Raw genomic sequence first — 17551 nt, 5'->3', positions numbered from 1 at the left:
TCTAATTAATAAGGCCGGAATGGTTAAGCGGCCTCTTCAGTTTTCTCTTCGGTCTTGCGGACGCGGCGCTTGGGTTTTGATTCCTCATCACCGCTGGCTTCGGTGGCGGACGCGGTTGCCGGTTCTTCGGTAACCGTCTTCTTGCGACTGCGCGGTTTGACTGCTTCCACAGGCGTCGTCCCCACCGCCGCTTCGTTTACCGTTTCAACAACTTCTTCTTCAACTCTGGCTTCCGCTTCGGCTTCAGCAGCGGCGGCTTGGGCTCCAGTGATGAAGTCCTCTTCCACTACGGCCTTGGCCTCCGGCAGAATGTCGCCCCGGTAGATCCACACTTTTACACCGATACGACCCAGTGCCGTCTTTGCTTCAGCGAAACCGTAATCGATATCAGCCCGGATGGTATGGAGCGGCACCCGTCCGTTATGCATCTCTTCACGCCGGGCGATTTCCACGCCGCCAAGACGGCCGGCGCACTTAATCTTGATGCCCTGGGCTCCGGACTGACGGGTGCGGAACATAGCCTGCTTCATGGCGCGCCGGTAGGCGATACGCCGTTCCATCTGATCGGCTACCGACCGGGCCACCAGGTAAGCATCCAGTTCCGGTTGACCGATTTCATGAATGTTAAGCTGAATCCGCTTGCCAGCTACGCCTTCGAGGAAGCGCCGCATCTCATCAACCCGTTGCCCACCCCGCCCGATGACGATACCTGGACGGGAAGTGGAAACAGTAACGGTTACCTTGGCGGCCTGCCGCTCTATCTCGACGTTGGAAATACCAGCGTCGCTATATTTTTCCCTGATGGACTGCCTCAGCTTCAGATCCTCCAGGAGGTTCTCTGAGAAGTTCTTGTCGGCATACCACTTTGAGTTCCAGCCCTTGGTGGTACCGATGCGGAAAGCGTACGGATGAACCTTGCGTCCCATTAACCCTCCTGGTCTGCCACGATGACGGTGATATGGCTTGAGCGTTTCAAGATGGGTGACACCCGGCCGCGAGATCGCGGCTTGTGGCGCTTCATCAAGGGCGCTCCGTCAGCGTAGATTTGAACTATTTTAAGATCGGCCGGCTCCATCTGGTAGTTGTTCTCAGCACTCGCAGCCGCCGACTTGACCGTCTTAGCCACCAATACCGCCGTCGGCGACGGCGCGAAGCGAAGAAGGGTTAGTGCCTCAGCCACACCTTTGCCGCGCACCAGATCGACATACAGCCGTACCTTTCTGGCTGAGACACCGGTATTTTTTGATATCGACTTAACTTGCATCTTTCAAAGACCCCTTATTTCTTGGCCTTGACCTCAGACTTACCGCCGTGCCCGCGGAAGGTCCGTGTCGGAGCGAATTCGCCCAGCTTATGACCGACCATGTTTTCAGTCACAAACACCGTCACGTGGCGCCGTCCGTCGTGCACACCGAAGTTGAGACCCACCATCTCCGGTAGAATGGTCGACCAGCGTGCCCAGGTCTTTATCAGGACCTTCTTACCGGCACGGTTGGCCTCTTCTACTTTTTTCATAAGCTTGGGGTGTACTGCCGGCCCCTTTTTAATTGAACGAGACATTTATCTGCTTACCTCCGCCGTTTGACAATGAGCTTATCCGAAGCCTTGGTCGGGCGCGTCTTGTAACCCAGTGCCGGTTTACCCCAGGGTGTCTTGGGTCCGGGCATACCGATGGGTGAGCGGCCCTCGCCGCCGCCGTGCGGATGGTCACGGGGGTTCATGGCCGAGCCTCTGACCTGAGGCCTCATACCCATGTGCCGCGCCCGGCCAGCCTTGCCGATAGAAATCGTCTGGTGCTCTTCGTTACCCACCTGGCCGACGGTGGCGTAGGCTTCAATGCGCACCCGCCGCATTTCCCCGGAGGGCAGGCGAATAAGGGCGTAGTCACCCTCTTTGGCCATGAGCTGTGCCGCGGCACCGGCCGAGCGTACCAGCTTACCACCGCGCCCCGGCTCAAGCTCGATATTATGAATCAATGTACCGCTGGGCATGGAACCTAAAGGCAGGGCGTTACCTACCTTGAGTTCGGCATCCGGCGCAGTCATGATGGCATCCCCGACCTTAAGTCCCTGGGGCGCCAAAATGTAGCGCTTTTCGCCATCGACGTAGAAAATGAGCGCGATACGGGCAGAGCGGTGGGGATCGTATTCGATAGCCGCCACTTTGCCGGGAACGCCCAGTTTATCACGTTTGAAGTCGATAATGCGAATAAGTTTTTTTGCCCCACCGCCCCGGTGACGCACCGTCATCCTGCCCTGGGAGTTGCGGCCGGCGTTGTTCTTGACGCTTTTTATCAGCGCTTTTTCCGGAGTGCTCTTGGTGATATCCGAAAAATCATACCCGGTCTGATGGCGGCGTCCCGCCGATGTAGGTTTATATGCTTTAACTGCCATGCTTAGACCCCTTCGAACAACTCAATCTTGTCGCCGGGCTTTAGAGTAACCAGCGCTTTTTTCCAGTCGGGAGTAAGGAACAGTCCCTTGCCCATGCGCCGCATCTTACCTTTGACCCGGATTATGTTGACCGCGGTCACCTTCACCTTGAAGGCCAATTCCACCGCTGCCTTGATCTGCGGTTTGGTGGCTCCATCGGAAACCTCGAAGACATACTTTCCGGTATCCTGCAGGCGGGCGGTTTTTTCGGTGATCAGCGGCCGGCGTAAAACTTCTAATAAATTCATATATGTCTCCTTAAGCGGTCTCGGAGCCCCAGAGTTTCTGGACAACTTCGAGGGCCTGCTCCGTCATGAGGAGCTTTTCGTATTTCAGCAGATCGACCACATTCAGCTGGTTGGCCGGAGTGGTTTTAACCTTGGGCAGGTTTCGGGCGGCCATGATCACCTTGGCATCGGCGCCGGCGGTGGCGATCATAGCTGAGGTGGTCATCTCTAAAGTGGTTAATATGGCCGCAATTTCCTTGGTGCGGGGAGTATCGAGTTCGATGGCTTCCACAACCTTCAGGCCGCCAGTATTAACTTTATCGGACAACATGCACCGGATGGCCAGCTGACGCATCTTCTTGGGCAACGCTTTGGAATAGTCGCGCGGCTTGGGGCCGAACATAACACCGCCGCCGGGACGCAGACCACTGTTCCTGGATCCGGCACGTGCTTCACCGGTACCTTTCTGGCGGAACAGCTTCCGGGTCGAGCCGGCAACCTCGGAACGCGTCTTGGTGCTGGAGGTGCCCTGCCGGCCATTAGCTTGCTGGGCAACCATCGCCTGGTGCACCACGGCGTCGTTCATCGGTACGCCGAAAACGTCGTCACGCACTGTGATATTCTTGACCACCTGGCCGCTGATGTTATAGACAGGAATTTCCATCTTACTTGTTCTTCTTCGATTTTTTAATCAATATGAGGCCGTTCTTGGATCCGGGAACCGCGCCTCTTACCAGTAGCAGGTTTTTTTCAAGATCCGTCTTCACTACTTTGAGTCCGCTGACGGTCACCTGCTCATTGCCCATGTGACCCGACATCCGCGTCCCCTTGAGCACCCGACCGGGGGTGGTGGTGGAACCGATGGAACCCGGCGCGCGGTGGCGGTCGCTTTGACCATGGGTCTTCGGACCACCGGCGAAACCATGCCGCTTGACCGTGCCGGCGAAACCTCGCCCTTTGCTGATGCCGGTAACATCGATCAGTTCGCCGTCGGCGAACAGACTGGCGTCAACCTTGGCGCCAACCTCCACATCGGACACGTCGTCGAGACGGAACTCGCGCAGGTGCCTGAAATCACCAAGATCCTTAAGGTGACCTTTTTCCGCTTTTGGCAGCTTCTTAGCCTGGCCAAAACCGAGTTGCGCGGCGGTATAGCCGTCATGCTCGGCCGTTTTGACCTGCACTACGGTGCAGGGCCCGACCTGTAGAACCGTTACCGGTTCCATCTTGCCACCGGCGGTATAAACCTGGGTCATGCCCAGCTTCTTGCCGATAATGCCGTTAATCATCTCGCGTCTTCCTAAAGCTTAATATCGATATCGACACCGGCCGGCATATTGAGGCTGGTGAGGGCGTCGATGGTCTTGGATGTCGTTTCCACTATGTCGATCAGGCGTTTGTGGGTGCGTATCTCGAACTGTTCCTGGGAATCCTTGTCAATGAATGACGACCGGATTACGCTGTACTTTTTGATATGGGTCGGCAGCGGTACCGGGCCGGAAATGATCGCGCCGGTGCGTTCCAGCGCTTCGACGATCTGCACGGCGGATTGGTCGAGCACTTTGTGATCGAATCCCTTGAGCTTGATGCGGATTTTTTGTTTGCCCATGTTTTTTCTACTTATCCCCTATTTCGTCACTGCCTCGGTCTCCATGACCGTCTTGGCGATATTAGCGGGCAGTTCCTGGTACTTGTGGAACTCCATGGAAGAGGTGGCGCGCCCCTTGGAGATGCTGCGAATGGTCGTGGCGTAGCCGAAGGTCTCGGCCAAAGGCACGAAGGCATGAATGACCGTGGTGTCGCCGCGTGGCTCGATGGACGAAATATGACCGCGGCGTGAATTGAGGTCGCCGATGATATCCCCCATGTACTCTTCCGGTGTGACCACTTCCATTTTCATGATGGGTTCCAGCAGCACCGGTTTGGCCTTAGCCACCGCCGCTTTGAGCGCCATGGAACCGGCCGTCTTGAAGGCCATTTCATTGGAATCAACATCATGGTAACTGCCGTCGTAGATACTCACCTTGATACCGACCATGGGATAACCAGCGTAGGCGCCGGTGGTGGCCGCGTCTTTGATACCATTGGCGGCTGCGTTCACAAAGTTCTTGGGTACGGTGCCGCCGCGGATATCGTCGGTTACTTCGATGGCTGTGGATTCGAGCAAGGGTTCCACTTTGATCTTGACGTGACCGTACTGACCGCGGCCGCCGGACTGCCGTACAAAGCGCCCTTCGGCGTCGGCCGGTGCGGTGATCGTTTCACGGTAGGCTACGCGGGGCTGCCCGACTTTAGCGGCTACTTTATATTCGGTCAGCATACGGCTGACGAGAACATCCAGGTGAAGTTCACCCATGCCGGCGATGATATTCTGGCCGGTCTCTTCATTATAAGAAACCTTAAAAGTGGGATCTTCGTCGGCTAATTTCTGCAGCGCGTCCACCATCTTGTCCTGGTCGGCGCGTGTTTTGGGTTCAATTGAAATGGAAACGACCGGTTCAGGAAACTGAATATTCTCCAGCAGCACCGGATGGCTCGGGTCGCACAGGGTATCGCCGGTAAAGGTGTTCTTTAGACCCAGGCTGGCAATAATGGAGCCGGTATCGGCTTTATCCACTTCTTCCCGGGCGTTGGCATGCATAACCAATAAGCGGCCGATGCGTTCCCGCCCGTCGCGGGTGCTGTTAAGCACGCCGGCGCTGGCGTTGATAGTGCCGGAATAAACCCGGAAATAAACCAGGCGGCCGACAAATGGGTCGGAAACCACCTTGAAAGCGATGGCAGCGAATGGTGCGTCATCGTTGACCGGGCAACTGACCTCTTCCTGTGTACGTGGATCAATGCCGACAACCGGCGGCGTATCGAGCGGCGAGGGTAGATAATTAATTACAGCGTCCAGTAATACTTTGACGCCTTTCTGCCGGAAAGAACTGCCGCACAGCACCGGTATGGCCTTGTTGCTAAGGGTAACGCGTCTCAATGCCTTGATGATCTGATCCGCCGTCAGCACTTGACCGTCAAGATAGGCGCACATGATCTCATCATCGGCCTCAGCCAATTTTTCAATCATACTGTGCCGGGCGGCCTCATAACGTTCCTTTTCGGTATCGGGGATGGGTATTTCGACCGACTCAGGAGTGGTTTGATCACCGTCCTGGCTATAGGCTGTGCCTTTTATAAGATCAATGATACCGCCAAAGCATTCCCCGCTGCCGATGGGGATGGCTACGGCGATATGATGCGCCTTGAGGCGATCCTCAATCATCTTGAGGCAGCGCCAGAAATCAGCGCCGGTGCGATCCATCTTATTGATAAAACAAATACGAGGCACACCGTAGCGGTTGGCCTGACGCCATACCGTTTCCGACTGCGCTTCCACGCCGGCCACGCCGTCGAAGACGACCACGCCGCCGTCGAGGACCCGAAGGGAACGTTCGACCTCAGCGGTGAAGTCCACGTGTCCGGGAGTGTCGATGATATTAATGCGATAATCCCGCCAGTGACAGGCGGTAGCCGCGGAAGTGATGGTGATGCCGCGTTCACGTTCTTGCTGCATCCAGTCCATCACCGTGTTGCCGTCATCGACGTTGCCGATCTTGTAGGTGCGTCCAGTGTAATAAAGGACGCGCTCGGTCGTTGTCGTCTTACCGGCATCAATATGGGCGATGATGCCGATATTGCGGATTTTATCTAATTGAAATGTTCTATCTTGGCTCATGTTGTTCGTTTCAATATTTCCGGGGAACCGAAAATCTCCTGTTAATTACCAGCGATAGTGAGCGAAGGCACGGTTGGCCTCGGCCATCTTATGTGTTTCTTCACGCTTCTTGACCGCTGATCCAAGCCCCTTGGCGGCATCAGTAAGTTCGGCTGACAGTTTTTCCGCCATGGACTTACCGGTGCGGGCCCGTGATGATTTGGCCAGCCACCGCAGCGCCAGGGAGAAGGCGCGCTCGGGGCGTACTTCCACCGGTACCTGGTAGTTGGCTCCGCCGACGCGGCGAGCCTTGACCTCGATCAGGGGGGTAACATTTTTGACCGCCTGTTCCACCAGGGTAACGGCGTCCTTGCCCTCCTGGGCACCCATTATATCCATGGCACCATACACCACCTGCTCCGCGGTGTTCTGTTTGCCGGAGTACATCAGGCGGTTGATAAGTTTGGCGACTATTACGCTGTTGTATTTCGCGTCAGGTGCCACAGGATTCCTTTTTATGCCGGAACTACGTCTTGCCATAATCCTCTATATGCCTCCCAGTTTGTCGGGGTTCTATTTCTTCTTGACCGGTCCGGCCTTGCCCGCTTTGGCCACTTTGGCGCCGTATTTGGAGCGCCCCTGTTTGCGGTTGGCCACCCCGGCTGTATCCAGAGTGCCGCGGACGATGTGGTAGCGGACACCCGGTAAATCCGGCACGCGGCCGCCGCGGATTAGCACTACTGAATGTTCCTGCAGGTTGTGGCCTTCGCCGGGAATATAAGCCGTGACTTCCATATGGTTGGACAAACGGACGCGGGCGATTTTCCGCAGCGCCGAATTCGGTTTCTTGGGGGTCGTGGTTTTCACCTGGAGACACACGCCGCGTTTTTGCGGAGAACCAGCGCCATAGACGTTGCGGTTCTTGAGCGCATTGAAATTATAATGCAGTGCGGGCGTCTTGGCTTTCTTGGTTAGTTTACGGCGCCCTTTTCTGATCAACTGGTTTACCGTCGGCATGTATGTGCTCCTTAATTATCTTCCGGACAAATATAAAGGATGAGACAAGCTCACCCTTCTACAGGCCCGCGGCAGACTGCTTATTTTACGCATCATCTGCCGTTTGCGTTGTCATACCACAAACAATCGGTTAGTGTATCACTTCCCGGAGGCAGTGTCAATACTTCAATCCTGTCCCCGGCAAACCGGCGACACGCAGGCGCGGTCTGTTGAACGAGAGGGGCGGATCTAAGTCGCGAGTTCAATTATCCTTGATCCATATGAGTATCTGAATGCCGCACGCTGAAAATCTGCCGCCGGATCGAATCAATCCGTTGGCTGTGGCAATTCGATAACGAAGGTGGCGCCCTCACCCGGCTGGCTGGAAACGCCGATACGCCCGCCGTATTGCTCGATAATGCCGTGACAGATAGTCAATCCCAGGCCGGTTCCCTTGCCCTCAGGTTTAGTCGTGAAAAAAGGATCGAAAACATGGTCCTGAATTTCCAACGGTATGCCGGGACCGGTATCGGAGAAGCTGATATTGACCATCCGTCCCACCCGTTCGGTTTTGATGGTGAGTTGACCGCCCCCGTTTTCCTTACTCATAAAGAACTCGGCATTAATTACCATATTAAGGAAGACCTGTTCCAGTTGAAAATAATCGGCCACCACCATCAAACTGTCGTCTGAATCGATTTTGGTGACGATATTATTGCCCCGGTGCTCATACTGCCTCAGCGCCAGCACTTTGTCGATGACTTCGCGCACCGCTACCGGCCGTACGTCCGGTTTATGCTTGCGGGAAATGCCCAGCAGACTCTGAACGATCCCGGCCGCCCGCTGCGCCTCTTCGTGTATCGTTTGAACGTCACGACGATGGTTCTCCGGTAACTCTTCCTGCAGCAACATCTCAGAAAACCCGATGATGCCGGTCAGGGGATTATTGATCTCATGGGCGATCCCTGCCGCCAATTCCCCCACGGAGGCCAAGCGGTCAGCCACCAGCAGTTTTTCCTGCATCCGCTTGCGCTCAGTTACATCCCGCAGGACCATAATGTGACCCTGCTCAAGCGGAATTTCCGATCTTATAGCCGCCACCGAAAGTTCCACCGCCGCGGTCCGGCCGCCGTCTATGTTTATCGAATATTCGCTGATGGAGGGCGCGCTCCCGTCTTTCAACGCCAGCGCCATCTGCCGTTCCAGTCCCGGCCGGTCCGCCTCTGCCAGCAGTTCCTTGGCCGGCCGGTTCCACAGATCCGCCTTACCGTTAGCGCCGATGAGAGTCACCAATGCGTTGTTTACGCTGACAATGGCGCCTCGGCTGTCGGTGGACACGATGCCTTCCTGGATAGAATCGAAGGCGAGGCGCAATTGCTCTCTTGTTTGCATCAGCCGCCGGTTCGCCTGGGACAACCGCTTCATCGGCCGGCGTACCAGTTCAAAAATGAGGAGGGTGGTCACCCCCACAAAAAGTATGCCTTTAGCGGTCTGCCATGACGCCGCTGAGTCCCCCGCCAGCAGTATCACCGCCCGATCGGAGAATATGATCCATAGCGTCGATATTGCCAGATATACCGCGGCGACACGTAACGGAACCCGATTCTCCGATTCATTCGGGAAAGTCATGGCATATAAATATTCTTCATCAATTAATTCGTAATCATATGCCTTTTGTCCATATTCGACAAGCGTCACCTGGTCCATCCTACCACTCTCGGACAATCTGGCTCTCGGAGCCCGGCGGGTTTTCTCCTATTTTCATCATCCTGACCTTTGATAAATGCGCCCTACCCGGTTCGACTATCCCCCCTCTCACCACCACCAACACTATTTGGAACCGGTGATATCTTTGGTAATATATAATTATTACTCTAATCAGGAGGTAACCATGAAAGGCGATCCCAAAGTTATAGAGGTTCTCAATTCCCTGCTGGCCGATGAACTCACCGCCATCAACCAGTACATGGTCCACTCGGAGATGTGCGCTAACTGGAATTATGAAAAGCTTCATAAGGCTATCGAGAAACGCGCCATCACGGAGATGATTCACGCCGAAAAACTCATCGGGCGCATCCTCTTCCTTGAAGGGATCCCCGTGGTCAGTGAATACCGTAAGATCTACATCGGTGCCGACGTGCCCAAGATGTTCGAGAACGACCGCCTCGCCGAGGCAGGCGCCATCAAGAGCTACAATTCAGCCATCGCTCTCTGCGGCGAAGCGGCGGACAACGCCACCCGGGACATGCTTCAGCACATCCTGGATGAAGAGGACTCCCACATCGACGAGATCGAGGGCGTTCAGGACCAGATCGGCCAGATGGGTCTCCAGATTTTCCTTTCCACTAAAACCGAGTAGCCGATTAACGGTCTTTCCGTAATTGTCCGGCATCGAAGGGTGCCCGCTCGGGCGGGCACCCTTTCACGGATTATCAGCGCTGCCCGGCAGTTCTTGACATCCCCCGGCGCTCGTGATAATCTTCTATCAATGATTGCTCATAGCTTCAATGCCTATTATTACTTTACCTGGTGCCTTAAAGGCACATCAGGGAGGTTCGGCGTTTTTGCGTAAGTGCACCTAAAACACATAAAGACCATCAGGCAGTGAATCCTCCCAACCGGGAGGATTTTTTAGTTTAAGGACAGGAAAGGAATCGGATCAGATGATCATCATGAAAAAGGACGCCACCCCGGAGCAGATTCAACACGTTATCGACGAAGTGGCCAGGGCAGGCCTGCGCACGGATGTCTCCCGCGGCCAGCATCTCACCGTGCTGGGCCTGGTCGGTGACGAACGCCGGGTGGATTTTGCCCACCTGGCGGCCCTTCCCGGAGTAAAGGAGGCTAGAATGATAGAGGCGCCCTATAAACTGATCAACAGGGAATACTCCAGCGCTTACGGCGAGACCAGCACGCATATAATCAAGATCGGCCCGGTCGAAATCGGTGGAGAAGAGCCGCTGTTCATCGCCGGCCCCTGCGCCGTGGAAAGCCGGGAAGCGTTGTTTCGCATCGCCGAACAGGTGAAGGCCGCCGGTGCCCATGTGCTCCGCGGCGGTGTCTTCAAGCCGCGCTCCAGCGTCCATTCCTTTCAGGGGCTGGGTTCGGCCGGTAATGACGAGGCCGTGGAAGCCCTGACCTGGCTCAAGGAAGCCGGTGAGGCTTTCGGCATGCCGGTGGTGACCGAGGTCCGCGGCGAGGCCCAGGTAGAGCTGGTCAGCCAGTTCGTCGATATCATCCAGATCGGCTCCCGCAATATGTACGACCAGGACCTGCTCCAGGCCGCCGCCCGTAAAAACCTCCCCGTCATGTTCAAGCGTCACTTCGGCGCCTCGGTGGAGGAGTTCTTGTGCTTCGCCGAGTACATCGCCGCCGAGGGCAACAAGGACATCATCCTGTGCGAGCGCGGCATCGTGCCGGTGGGCAAGGGCAAAAACTTCACCCGGTACCTCCTGGACCTGGCGGCGGTGCCGGTCGTCCAAAAGGAGACCTTTCTACCCATCATCGTCGACCCCAGCCACGCCACCGGCCGCCGGGATCTCATCCGTTCGATGAGCCTGGCTTCTATCGCCGCCGGCGCTTCCGGCCTGATGATAGAGGTCCACGACCGCCCGGAAGAAGCCTTGGTGGACGCCTCCCAGATGATCAGTCCCGCGGAACTTAAAGAGATCATCACCGTGGCAAGACAGTTGCGCCAAATTGCCGTAAAATAGGGCTATGACTTACCAGATAAACGTAAACCTTGGCGAACGCGGTTATCCCGTCTATATGGGTGAAGGCCTTCTGGGAAAATTACCCGAAATGCTGGAACACCACGGTCTGGGCCGGCGGTTCGTCGTCATCACCAACCGCACCGTCGCCCGCCTCTACGGCGCCGGCCTGGTAGAAGCCCTTAAAACGGCGGACCGCGATGTGGAGATGATCGCCATACCCGACGGCGAGGCTTACAAGTCGCTGACCGTCGCCGGCAAGCTTTATGAGAGTCTGTCCCGCCGGCGCGTCGAGCGGAACACCCCCATCCTGGCCCTCGGCGGCGGCGTCATCGGCGACCTGGCCGGCTTCGTGGCCGCCACCTATCAGCGCGGGTTGCCCTTCGTCCAGGTACCCACCACCCTGCTGGCCCAGGTGGACTCCAGCATCGGCGGCAAGGTCGCGGTGAACACCGGCAGGCTCAAGAACATGGCCGGAACCTTCTACCAACCGGTGATGGTAGTGAGCGACACCGCCGCCTTGGGCTCGTTGCCCCCCAAAGAGATCAAAAACGGGCTGGCCGAAGTCATCAAGTGCGCCGTCATCGAGGATACGGAGCTTTTCGCTTTCCTGGAAGAGAGCACGCCGGTACTGCTGGATAAAGACCCCGGGGCGTTGACCTACGCCGTGCACCGCGCTGCGGAGGTAAAAGCCCGTGTGGTTGAAAAAGACGAACGCGACCAGGGACTCCGCCACATCCTCAATTTCGGTCATACCTACGGCCATGCCATCGAGTGCGTCTCGGATTTCAGGATCCCCCACGGCACCGCGGTCGCCCTCGGTATGGCCATGGCCGCCCGGCTGGCCAACCGGCTTGAGCTGCTGAACGGCGCCGATATGGAACGCATTTTACGGCTCATCACCGCCGCCGGTCTGCCGGTGTCGATACCGGTCACCCGCCCCGCCGCCGTCATCGCCGCCATGCAGCATGATAAAAAAGTCACCGAAGGCCGAATGAAGTTCATCCTGCCCACCGGCATCGGCAGCGTCGTCACCAGAGCCGATATCGACCCTCAGATCGTCGCTGAAGTGCTGTCGGCATGAACCCTGCCATCTGCGCCGTCATAACCTCGTCCGATGAGGCGGCGATCGCCGCCGCCGCGCCGCTAGCCGATCTCTATGAGGTCAGGATCGACCTTATCGGCGAGTCCTGGGCCGGGTTGGCCCGGAAGCTGACCAAGCCATGGATGGCCTGCAACCGCCTCGCCACCGAGGGCGGGGCCTGGCGGGGAACGGAGGCCAAACGCAAGCAGGAACTGTTGAGAGCGCTCGACATGGGCGCCTCGATCATCGACCTGGAACTGGCCACCCCCAACCTGGAAAAGATGGTTGAACTGGTCAAAAAAAGAGCCCGCTGCCTGGTCTCTCACCATGATTTTACCGGCACCCCTGCTTCCGGGATGCTGATCGACATTATTAAAAAGGAACTGGCTGCCGGGGCCGATATATGCAAGTTGGTGACCACCGCCACCATATTCGACGACAATCTCCGGCTACTCCGCCTGTACGGGGAGTTCAGCGATCATAACCTTATTTGCTTCGGCATGGGCGAGACCGGACTATTGAGCCGGGTGATGGCGCCACTCGCCGGAGCGGCATTCACCTATGCCGCCCTGCAGACCGGCCGTCCGTCGGCCCCTGGGCAATTGACGGTGGCCCAAATGGCCGAACTCTACCGGATGATCGAACGATGATCACCGCCGATACCAGAGTCATTGCCCTCATCGGCGACCCGGTAGGACACTCGGTGTCCCCGGCGATGCACGACGCCGCGTTCAAGGCGCTGGGGCTGAATTACATTTACCTGGCCTTCCGGGTGCCGGTTGCCGGTCTAGCCCAGGCGATCGAAGGTATCAGAGGCTTGGGACTCGCTGGCGCCAACGTCACTATCCCGCATAAGACGGCGGTACTGCCTCTCCTCGACAGCGTCAATTCCCAGGCAAACCGCATCGGCGCCGTCAATACCATTATGAACCAGAACGGCCGGCTCATCGGCTACAACACCGATGCCTCGGGTTTTCTTGCCGCGCTGAAAGGCGGTTCTTTCGAACCGGAAGGCAAGAAGGCGGTCGTCCTCGGTGCCGGCGGGGTGGCCCGCGCGGCCGTATTCGCCCTGGGGGATGCCGGGGCTTCGGTAGCCATCGTCAATCGCACGGCGGCCGCCGCCCGGAAACTGGCCGGTGAAACCGGCTCCAGCGTATTTGAAATGACCGAAAACGGCTTCCACGCGGCGCTTGAGGGTGTCTCCCTGGTGGTCAACGCCACCAGCGTCGGCATGAGCCCTGACGATGGTTCGACGCCGCTGCCCGCCACCTTTTTGCGACCTGGCATGACAGTCATCGACACCGTTTACCGCCCCCGGCGGACCCGCCTCCTGGCGGAGGCCGAAGCGGCGGGCTGCACCGTCGTCGGCGGGCTGGAGATGCTAGTCGAGCAGGGCGCGCTGGCATTTGAGCTTTGGACCGGTATTCCCGCGCCGCGGCAGGTCATGCGGCAGGCGGCCGCCGAGGCGTTGCTCCCATGAAACGCAATATCGCTCTCATCGGCTTCATGGGCTCCGGCAAATCCAGCGCTGGTAAAAGAATGGCCCGGCGGCTGGGCTATGAATTTGTGGAAATCGACCGGCTTATCGAACAGCAGGCCGGTAAAAGTGTCGCTCAGATATTCGCCGAGCTGGGAGAACCGGGCTTCCGGGATTTGGAAGAGGAGATCATTAATAAGGTAAGCGTATCCGCCCGCGGCGCCGTCATCGCCTGCGGCGGCGGCGTAGTACAGAGGCCGGTCAACATCGACCGCCTGAGAAACTCGTCGCATATCGTTTACCTGGAAACCGATACCGCCAGCCTCCAGGACCGTCTCTCCAACAGCCGGAACCGGCCATTGCTGGAACATCCGGACCGTGACCGGATCATAGCGGATCTTCATACCGCGCGGAGGCCGCTTTACGAGGCGGCGGCGGATATCACGGTCAAGACCGGAGGGCGCCCCTTCGCCGCCGTTATCAATGAGATTATTGAAAAACTGGGGATAGATGAAAGCCAGCATCAGTAAAAGCGTCGTCAGCGGTGCCATCGCCGCCCCGCCCTCCAAGAGCTACACCATTCGCGCCCTTTTCGCTGCGGCATTGGCGGAGGGGGTGAGCCGCATATCCAACCCCCTGGTCGCCGACGACACCGAAGCCGCCGCGGAGGTTCTGGCGCAGCTCGGCGCCGTCATCGAGCGCCAGCCCGGCGTCTGGACCGTCTCCGGCGGGCATCTGAAACCGCCGCGCCAGAATTTGAACTGCCGCCAGTCGGCGGCCACGCTGCGTTTCCTGGCGCCGGTGTGCGCCATGCTGGATGGCGAGAGCCGCATCACCTTCGACCCCGGCCTGGCGCGGCGGCCGATGACCCCGATACTGGAGGTATTCAGTCAGTTAAGCGTAGAGTCGGAACTGACCGATACCTGCCTTGATATCCACGGCGGCGGCAGCCGGTTCCAGACCGGCGTGGTATCGTTGCCCGGCAACATCAGTTCGCAGTTCATTTCCGGCCTGTTGCTGGCCGCGCCCCTCGCCCCAGACGGGTTGAACGTTCGGCTGACCACCCCGGCGGAATCGAGGGACTACCTCCGGATGACGGTCTATTGTTTGCGACGTTTCGGGATCGTTGTCGAGACTGCCGGTAACCTCACCGAATTCCGGGTCCAGCACCAGGCTTACCAGGCTGCGGACTACACCGTCGAAGGTGACTGGTCCAGCGCCTCGTACTTCATCGGCCTGGGGGCCATCGCCGGCGGCTTGACGGTAACCGGGCTTAACGAGAACAGTTTTCAGGCCGACCGTTTCATGTTAAACTGCTTGCGCCGGATGGGCGCCGGAGTGAATATCGCCGGTGATTCGGTGACCGTCAGCCCCTCGCCGCTCCGGGCGGTAGAGATCGACCTCAATGAAGCCATCGATCTCCTCCCCACCGTGGCCTGCCTGGCCGCTGTGGCTGAGGGCGAGAGCGCCATCACTGGGTTGGAACGGGCCAGATTGAAAGAATCGGACCGTGTTTCGGCGGTAGCCGGCAACCTGAAGCGCATGGGTATAGAGGTCGTCGAGGAAGCTGGCCGGATGACCGTAACCGGCGGGACACCGCGCGGCGCGGTCATCGACAGCCATGACGACCACCGCATCGCCATGGCCTTCGCCATGCTGGCGGCAACCTGCGGCGACACAGTCATTGAAGGCGCCGGATGCGTCGCCAAAACCTATCCCGGCTTCTGGCAGGATTTTGAAACCGCCGGCGGAAAGGTGATCATAAGTGAATAACTCCCTGGGAGAGATTTTTCGTATTACCAGCTTCGGTGAGAGCCACGGCGACTGCGTCGGCATCGTTATCGACGGCTGCCCCGCCGGCCTGCCGCTCTTTGTCGAAGACATCCAGCGCGAAGCCGACAAGCGTAAGAGCGGCCGCAGCCGCCCCCTGGCTACCGCCCGTAAAGAGGAAGACCGCGTGGAGATTTTCTCCGGGGTCTTTAACGACCGCACCACCGGCGCGCCCATCTGCCTGGCTATCTGGAACCGCAATATCGACTCCTCGGAATACGAGAAGGTCAAGGACCTCATCCGGCCCGGCCACGCCGATTTCACCGCCTTTGAAAAATACGGCGGGTTTCACGACTGGCGCGGCTCCGGCCGGTTTTCCGGCCGCATCACCGCCGGCTTCGTCATGGCCGGCGCGGTCGCAAAAAAACTGCTTTCGACCATCGGCGTGGAAGTAGTGGCCCATACCGTCGAGATCGGCGGAGTGAAAAGCAATCCTCCCCCAAGCGTCGCCGATATCCGGGCAGCGATGGTTGAAAACGAGGTCTCCTGCGCCGACGCCTCGGCAGCCGCCAGGATGATAGAAGCCATTAAAGAGGCGGGTCGCGACGGGGATTCGGTGGGCGGCATTATCGAGGCGCGGGTGGAAGGCCTGCCGGTGGGTGTCGGCGAGCCGGTATTCGACACCCTGGAAGGCTGCCTCGCCAAGGCCTATTTCGCCATACCGGCCGTCAAGGGCGTGGATTTCGGCGCCGGATTCAACGCCGCCCGGATGAGAGGGTCGGAGGACAACGACGCTTACGATGTCATGGACGGCCGGATCGTCACCACCACCAACAACGCCGGCGGCATTTTAGGCGGCATCAGCAGCGGCATGCCGCTGGTCGCCCGACTGGCGGTGAAGCCGACGCCCTCCATCGCCAAATTACAGCGTAGCGTGGATTTATCCACTAACGAACCCACCACCATCGCCGTCGGCGGCCGGCACGATACCTGCATCGTGCCCCGCGCCGCCGCGGTGGCTGAATCGATGACCGCCGTCGTGCTGGCCGATCTGGCCATCCGCGCCGGTAAGATAGGAAGAGTGCTTAAATGAGCCTGGAAGAACTGCGCCGCCGCGTCGATGAACTCGACGATAACATCGTCGAACTCCTAGCCGAGCGCCTGTCGATCGCGGAAGCCATCGGCCGGGAAAAGGCGGCTGGGGAAGTGCCGCCGCAGGATCTTGGGCGTGAACGGTTGGTCATCGAGCACGTGACCGGCGCCGCCGCCGCCCGGGGCATGACCGCCGACGAGGTGACAGAGCTCTACCGCTCGATCATCAAACTCGCCCGCCAGCGCCAGGCGCGCAGCGTCGCCTTCCAGGGCGAGGCCGGCGCCTATTCGGAACAGGCCGCATTTCAATACTTCGGCTCCCGCGCCGCGGTGAAAGCCTGCGAGTCGCTGGAAGGCGTCTTTAAGGAAGTGGAGAGCGGCACCGTCCAGTTTGGCATCATCCCCATGGAGAACTCCATCGAGGGCAGCATCTCCCGTTCTTACGACCTGATGCTGGAGTCCAGCCTGATGGTCTCCGGAGAGCTGCATCTGCGGGTCAACCACTGCCTCATCGGCAACCCGGACGCCACCCTGGACAGCATCCGGCGCGTCTATTCCCACCCCCAGGCGCTGGGGCAATGCGGCCATTTCCTGCGCCAGATGGGCTTCGAACTCATCCCCACCTACGATACCGCCGGCTCGGTCAAACTCATTAAAGAAAAATGCATCATGGACGGCGCCGCCATCGCCTCGGAACGCGCCGCCGTCATCTACGGCATGAAAATCCTGGCTCGGGATATCCAGGACAACCCCAACAACTTCACCCGTTTCTTCGCCATCGGGCGAAAGGACGCCCCACCCTCCGGCGATGACAAGACCTCGCTGGTATTCGCGGTGAAGCACCGGCCCGGCGCGCTGTATGAATTCCTGCGCATCCTGGCCGAGCATAAGATCAACCTGACCAAGATCGAGAGCCGCCCCACCCGCAAGAAGGCCTGGGAGTACAACTTCTACCTCGATTTCGAGGGTCACCGGCAGGATGAGAATTTCCGGGCGGCGCTGCCTGCTCTGGAAGAGCATGTTTTGTTCATCAAGATCCTGGGCTCGTACCCGAAGGCGAAATAGA

21 protein-coding genes are annotated in these 17551 nt (G+C 58.5%); 9 read left to right on the top strand and 12 right to left on the bottom strand.

Annotated elements, in window-relative coordinates:
* Nucleotides 1-23: 23 nt before the first annotated feature.
* From rpsC to ABFB09_RS00500, 12 genes are all read right to left on the bottom strand, one after another.
* Nucleotides 24-926, bottom strand: a complete 903-nt coding sequence (gene rpsC / locus ABFB09_RS00555; RefSeq protein WP_346999106.1) for a 30S ribosomal protein S3 — start codon at nucleotides 924-926, stop codon at nucleotides 24-26.
* The gene (gene rplV / locus ABFB09_RS00550) at nucleotides 926-1264 is read right to left on the bottom strand and encodes a 50S ribosomal protein L22 (protein WP_346999104.1); all 339 of its coding nucleotides are present in this window, start codon (nucleotides 1262-1264) and stop codon (nucleotides 926-928) included. Before rplV ends, rpsC begins: the two co-directional genes overlap by 1 nt.
* A 14-nt stretch (nucleotides 1265-1278) precedes the next feature.
* Complete coding sequence (rpsS, locus tag ABFB09_RS00545) at nucleotides 1279-1560, bottom strand: 30S ribosomal protein S19 (protein ID WP_346999102.1); 282 nt, start codon at nucleotides 1558-1560, stop codon at nucleotides 1279-1281.
* A gap of 8 nt (nucleotides 1561-1568) precedes the next feature.
* Nucleotides 1569-2393 carry a 50S ribosomal protein L2 gene (gene rplB, locus ABFB09_RS00540; protein WP_346999101.1) on the bottom strand — a complete coding sequence of 275 codons (825 nt, stop codon included), beginning with the start codon at nucleotides 2391-2393 and terminating at the stop codon, nucleotides 1569-1571.
* Nucleotides 2394-2395: 2 nt separating this feature from the next.
* Entirely contained in the window at nucleotides 2396-2680 is a 285-nt protein-coding gene (rplW, locus tag ABFB09_RS00535) for a 50S ribosomal protein L23 (protein WP_346999100.1), read from the bottom strand.
* Between the two features lie 10 nt (nucleotides 2681-2690).
* Nucleotides 2691-3323: a 50S ribosomal protein L4 gene (gene rplD / locus ABFB09_RS00530; protein WP_346999098.1), complete on the bottom strand. Its 633-nt coding sequence runs from the start codon at nucleotides 3321-3323 to the stop codon at nucleotides 2691-2693.
* 1 nt (nucleotide 3324) lies between these two features.
* The gene (gene rplC / locus ABFB09_RS00525; protein ID WP_346999096.1) at nucleotides 3325-3948 is read right to left on the bottom strand and encodes a 50S ribosomal protein L3; all 624 of its coding nucleotides are present in this window, start codon (nucleotides 3946-3948) and stop codon (nucleotides 3325-3327) included.
* 11 nt (nucleotides 3949-3959) lie between these two features.
* The gene (gene rpsJ / locus ABFB09_RS00520) at nucleotides 3960-4268 is read right to left on the bottom strand and encodes a 30S ribosomal protein S10 (protein ID WP_346999094.1); all 309 of its coding nucleotides are present in this window, start codon (nucleotides 4266-4268) and stop codon (nucleotides 3960-3962) included.
* 18 nt (nucleotides 4269-4286) lie between these two features.
* Entirely contained in the window at nucleotides 4287-6377 is a 2091-nt protein-coding gene (gene fusA, locus ABFB09_RS00515) for an elongation factor G (protein ID WP_346999093.1), read from the bottom strand.
* Nucleotides 6378-6422: 45 nt separating this feature from the next.
* Complete coding sequence (gene rpsG / locus ABFB09_RS00510) at nucleotides 6423-6896, bottom strand: 30S ribosomal protein S7 (RefSeq protein WP_346999092.1); 474 nt, start codon at nucleotides 6894-6896, stop codon at nucleotides 6423-6425.
* Between the two features lie 33 nt (nucleotides 6897-6929).
* On the bottom strand, nucleotides 6930-7373 hold the full coding sequence (gene rpsL, locus ABFB09_RS00505; protein WP_346999090.1) for a 30S ribosomal protein S12: 444 nt from the start codon (nucleotides 7371-7373) through the stop codon (nucleotides 6930-6932).
* Between the two features lie 306 nt (nucleotides 7374-7679).
* The gene (locus ABFB09_RS00500) at nucleotides 7680-9050 is read right to left on the bottom strand and encodes an ATP-binding protein (RefSeq protein WP_346999088.1); all 1371 of its coding nucleotides are present in this window, start codon (nucleotides 9048-9050) and stop codon (nucleotides 7680-7682) included.
* A gap of 193 nt (nucleotides 9051-9243) precedes the next feature.
* Between ABFB09_RS00500 and bfr the strand changes: the two genes are divergently transcribed.
* The 9 genes from bfr to pheA all read left to right on the top strand — a co-directional run bounded on the left by bfr (nucleotide 9244) and on the right by pheA (nucleotide 17550).
* Complete coding sequence (gene bfr / locus ABFB09_RS00495; protein ID WP_346999087.1) at nucleotides 9244-9711, top strand: bacterioferritin; 468 nt, start codon at nucleotides 9244-9246, stop codon at nucleotides 9709-9711.
* A 304-nt stretch (nucleotides 9712-10015) separates the two neighbouring features.
* Nucleotides 10016-11065 (top strand): 3-deoxy-7-phosphoheptulonate synthase, encoded by a 1050-nt coding sequence (aroF, locus tag ABFB09_RS00490; RefSeq protein ID WP_346999085.1) that lies wholly within the window; start codon nucleotides 10016-10018, stop codon nucleotides 11063-11065.
* Between the two features lie 4 nt (nucleotides 11066-11069).
* Nucleotides 11070-12146: a 3-dehydroquinate synthase gene (gene aroB / locus ABFB09_RS00485; protein ID WP_346999084.1), complete on the top strand. Its 1077-nt coding sequence runs from the start codon at nucleotides 11070-11072 to the stop codon at nucleotides 12144-12146.
* A complete protein-coding gene (locus ABFB09_RS00480; RefSeq protein ID WP_346999082.1) occupies nucleotides 12143-12796 on the top strand; it encodes a type I 3-dehydroquinate dehydratase in 654 nt (217 codons plus the stop codon). Before aroB ends, ABFB09_RS00480 begins: the two co-directional genes overlap by 4 nt.
* Nucleotides 12793-13626, top strand: a complete 834-nt coding sequence (locus ABFB09_RS00475) for a shikimate dehydrogenase (protein ID WP_346999081.1) — start codon at nucleotides 12793-12795, stop codon at nucleotides 13624-13626. The genes ABFB09_RS00480 and ABFB09_RS00475 overlap by 4 nt, the downstream gene beginning before the upstream one ends.
* On the top strand, nucleotides 13623-14153 hold the full coding sequence (locus ABFB09_RS00470) for a shikimate kinase (protein ID WP_346999080.1): 531 nt from the start codon (nucleotides 13623-13625) through the stop codon (nucleotides 14151-14153). The genes ABFB09_RS00475 and ABFB09_RS00470 overlap by 4 nt, the downstream gene beginning before the upstream one ends.
* The gene (gene aroA, locus ABFB09_RS00465) at nucleotides 14134-15396 is read left to right on the top strand and encodes a 3-phosphoshikimate 1-carboxyvinyltransferase (protein WP_346999079.1); all 1263 of its coding nucleotides are present in this window, start codon (nucleotides 14134-14136) and stop codon (nucleotides 15394-15396) included. The genes ABFB09_RS00470 and aroA overlap by 20 nt, the downstream gene beginning before the upstream one ends.
* Complete coding sequence (gene aroC, locus ABFB09_RS00460; RefSeq protein WP_346999078.1) at nucleotides 15389-16486, top strand: chorismate synthase; 1098 nt, start codon at nucleotides 15389-15391, stop codon at nucleotides 16484-16486. Before aroA ends, aroC begins: the two co-directional genes overlap by 8 nt.
* The gene (pheA, locus tag ABFB09_RS00455; protein WP_346999077.1) at nucleotides 16483-17550 is read left to right on the top strand and encodes a prephenate dehydratase; all 1068 of its coding nucleotides are present in this window, start codon (nucleotides 16483-16485) and stop codon (nucleotides 17548-17550) included. Before aroC ends, pheA begins: the two co-directional genes overlap by 4 nt.
* Nucleotide 17551: the final 1 nt, after the last annotated feature.

The sequence above is a fragment of the Dehalogenimonas sp. THU2 genome (assembly GCF_039749495.1).
In the GTDB taxonomy this organism is placed as follows: domain Bacteria; phylum Chloroflexota; class Dehalococcoidia; order Dehalococcoidales; family Dehalococcoidaceae; genus Dehalogenimonas.
Note: the sequence above shows the minus strand (reverse complement) of the source record. Positions and strands in the feature narration are given on the sequence as shown.

Coding starts and splice junctions, on each gene's coding strand:
- rpsC (WP_346999106.1), bottom strand. CDS start 926: ATGGGACGCAAGGTTCATCCGTACGCTTTCCGCATCGGTACCACCAAG.
- rplV (WP_346999104.1), bottom strand. CDS start 1,264: ATGCAAGTTAAGTCGATATCAAAAAATACCGGTGTCTCAGCCAGAAAG.
- rpsS (WP_346999102.1), bottom strand. CDS start 1,560: ATGTCTCGTTCAATTAAAAAGGGGCCGGCAGTACACCCCAAGCTTATG.
- rplB (WP_346999101.1), bottom strand. CDS start 2,393: ATGGCAGTTAAAGCATATAAACCTACATCGGCGGGACGCCGCCATCAG.
- rplW (WP_346999100.1), bottom strand. CDS start 2,680: ATGAATTTATTAGAAGTTTTACGCCGGCCGCTGATCACCGAAAAAACC.
- rplD (WP_346999098.1), bottom strand. CDS start 3,323: ATGGAAATTCCTGTCTATAACATCAGCGGCCAGGTGGTCAAGAATATC.
- rplC (WP_346999096.1), bottom strand. CDS start 3,948: ATGATTAACGGCATTATCGGCAAGAAGCTGGGCATGACCCAGGTTTAT.
- rpsJ (WP_346999094.1), bottom strand. CDS start 4,268: ATGGGCAAACAAAAAATCCGCATCAAGCTCAAGGGATTCGATCACAAA.
- fusA (WP_346999093.1), bottom strand. CDS start 6,377: ATGAGCCAAGATAGAACATTTCAATTAGATAAAATCCGCAATATCGGC.
- rpsG (WP_346999092.1), bottom strand. CDS start 6,896: ATGGCAAGACGTAGTTCCGGCATAAAAAGGAATCCTGTGGCACCTGAC.
- rpsL (WP_346999090.1), bottom strand. CDS start 7,373: ATGCCGACGGTAAACCAGTTGATCAGAAAAGGGCGCCGTAAACTAACC.
- bfr (WP_346999087.1), top strand. CDS start 9,244: ATGAAAGGCGATCCCAAAGTTATAGAGGTTCTCAATTCCCTGCTGGCC.
- aroF (WP_346999085.1), top strand. CDS start 10,016: ATGATCATCATGAAAAAGGACGCCACCCCGGAGCAGATTCAACACGTT.
- aroB (WP_346999084.1), top strand. CDS start 11,070: ATGACTTACCAGATAAACGTAAACCTTGGCGAACGCGGTTATCCCGTC.
- ABFB09_RS00480 (WP_346999082.1), top strand. CDS start 12,143: ATGAACCCTGCCATCTGCGCCGTCATAACCTCGTCCGATGAGGCGGCG.
- ABFB09_RS00475 (WP_346999081.1), top strand. CDS start 12,793: ATGATCACCGCCGATACCAGAGTCATTGCCCTCATCGGCGACCCGGTA.
- ABFB09_RS00470 (WP_346999080.1), top strand. CDS start 13,623: ATGAAACGCAATATCGCTCTCATCGGCTTCATGGGCTCCGGCAAATCC.
- aroA (WP_346999079.1), top strand. CDS start 14,134: ATGAAAGCCAGCATCAGTAAAAGCGTCGTCAGCGGTGCCATCGCCGCC.
- pheA (WP_346999077.1), top strand. CDS start 16,483: ATGAGCCTGGAAGAACTGCGCCGCCGCGTCGATGAACTCGACGATAAC.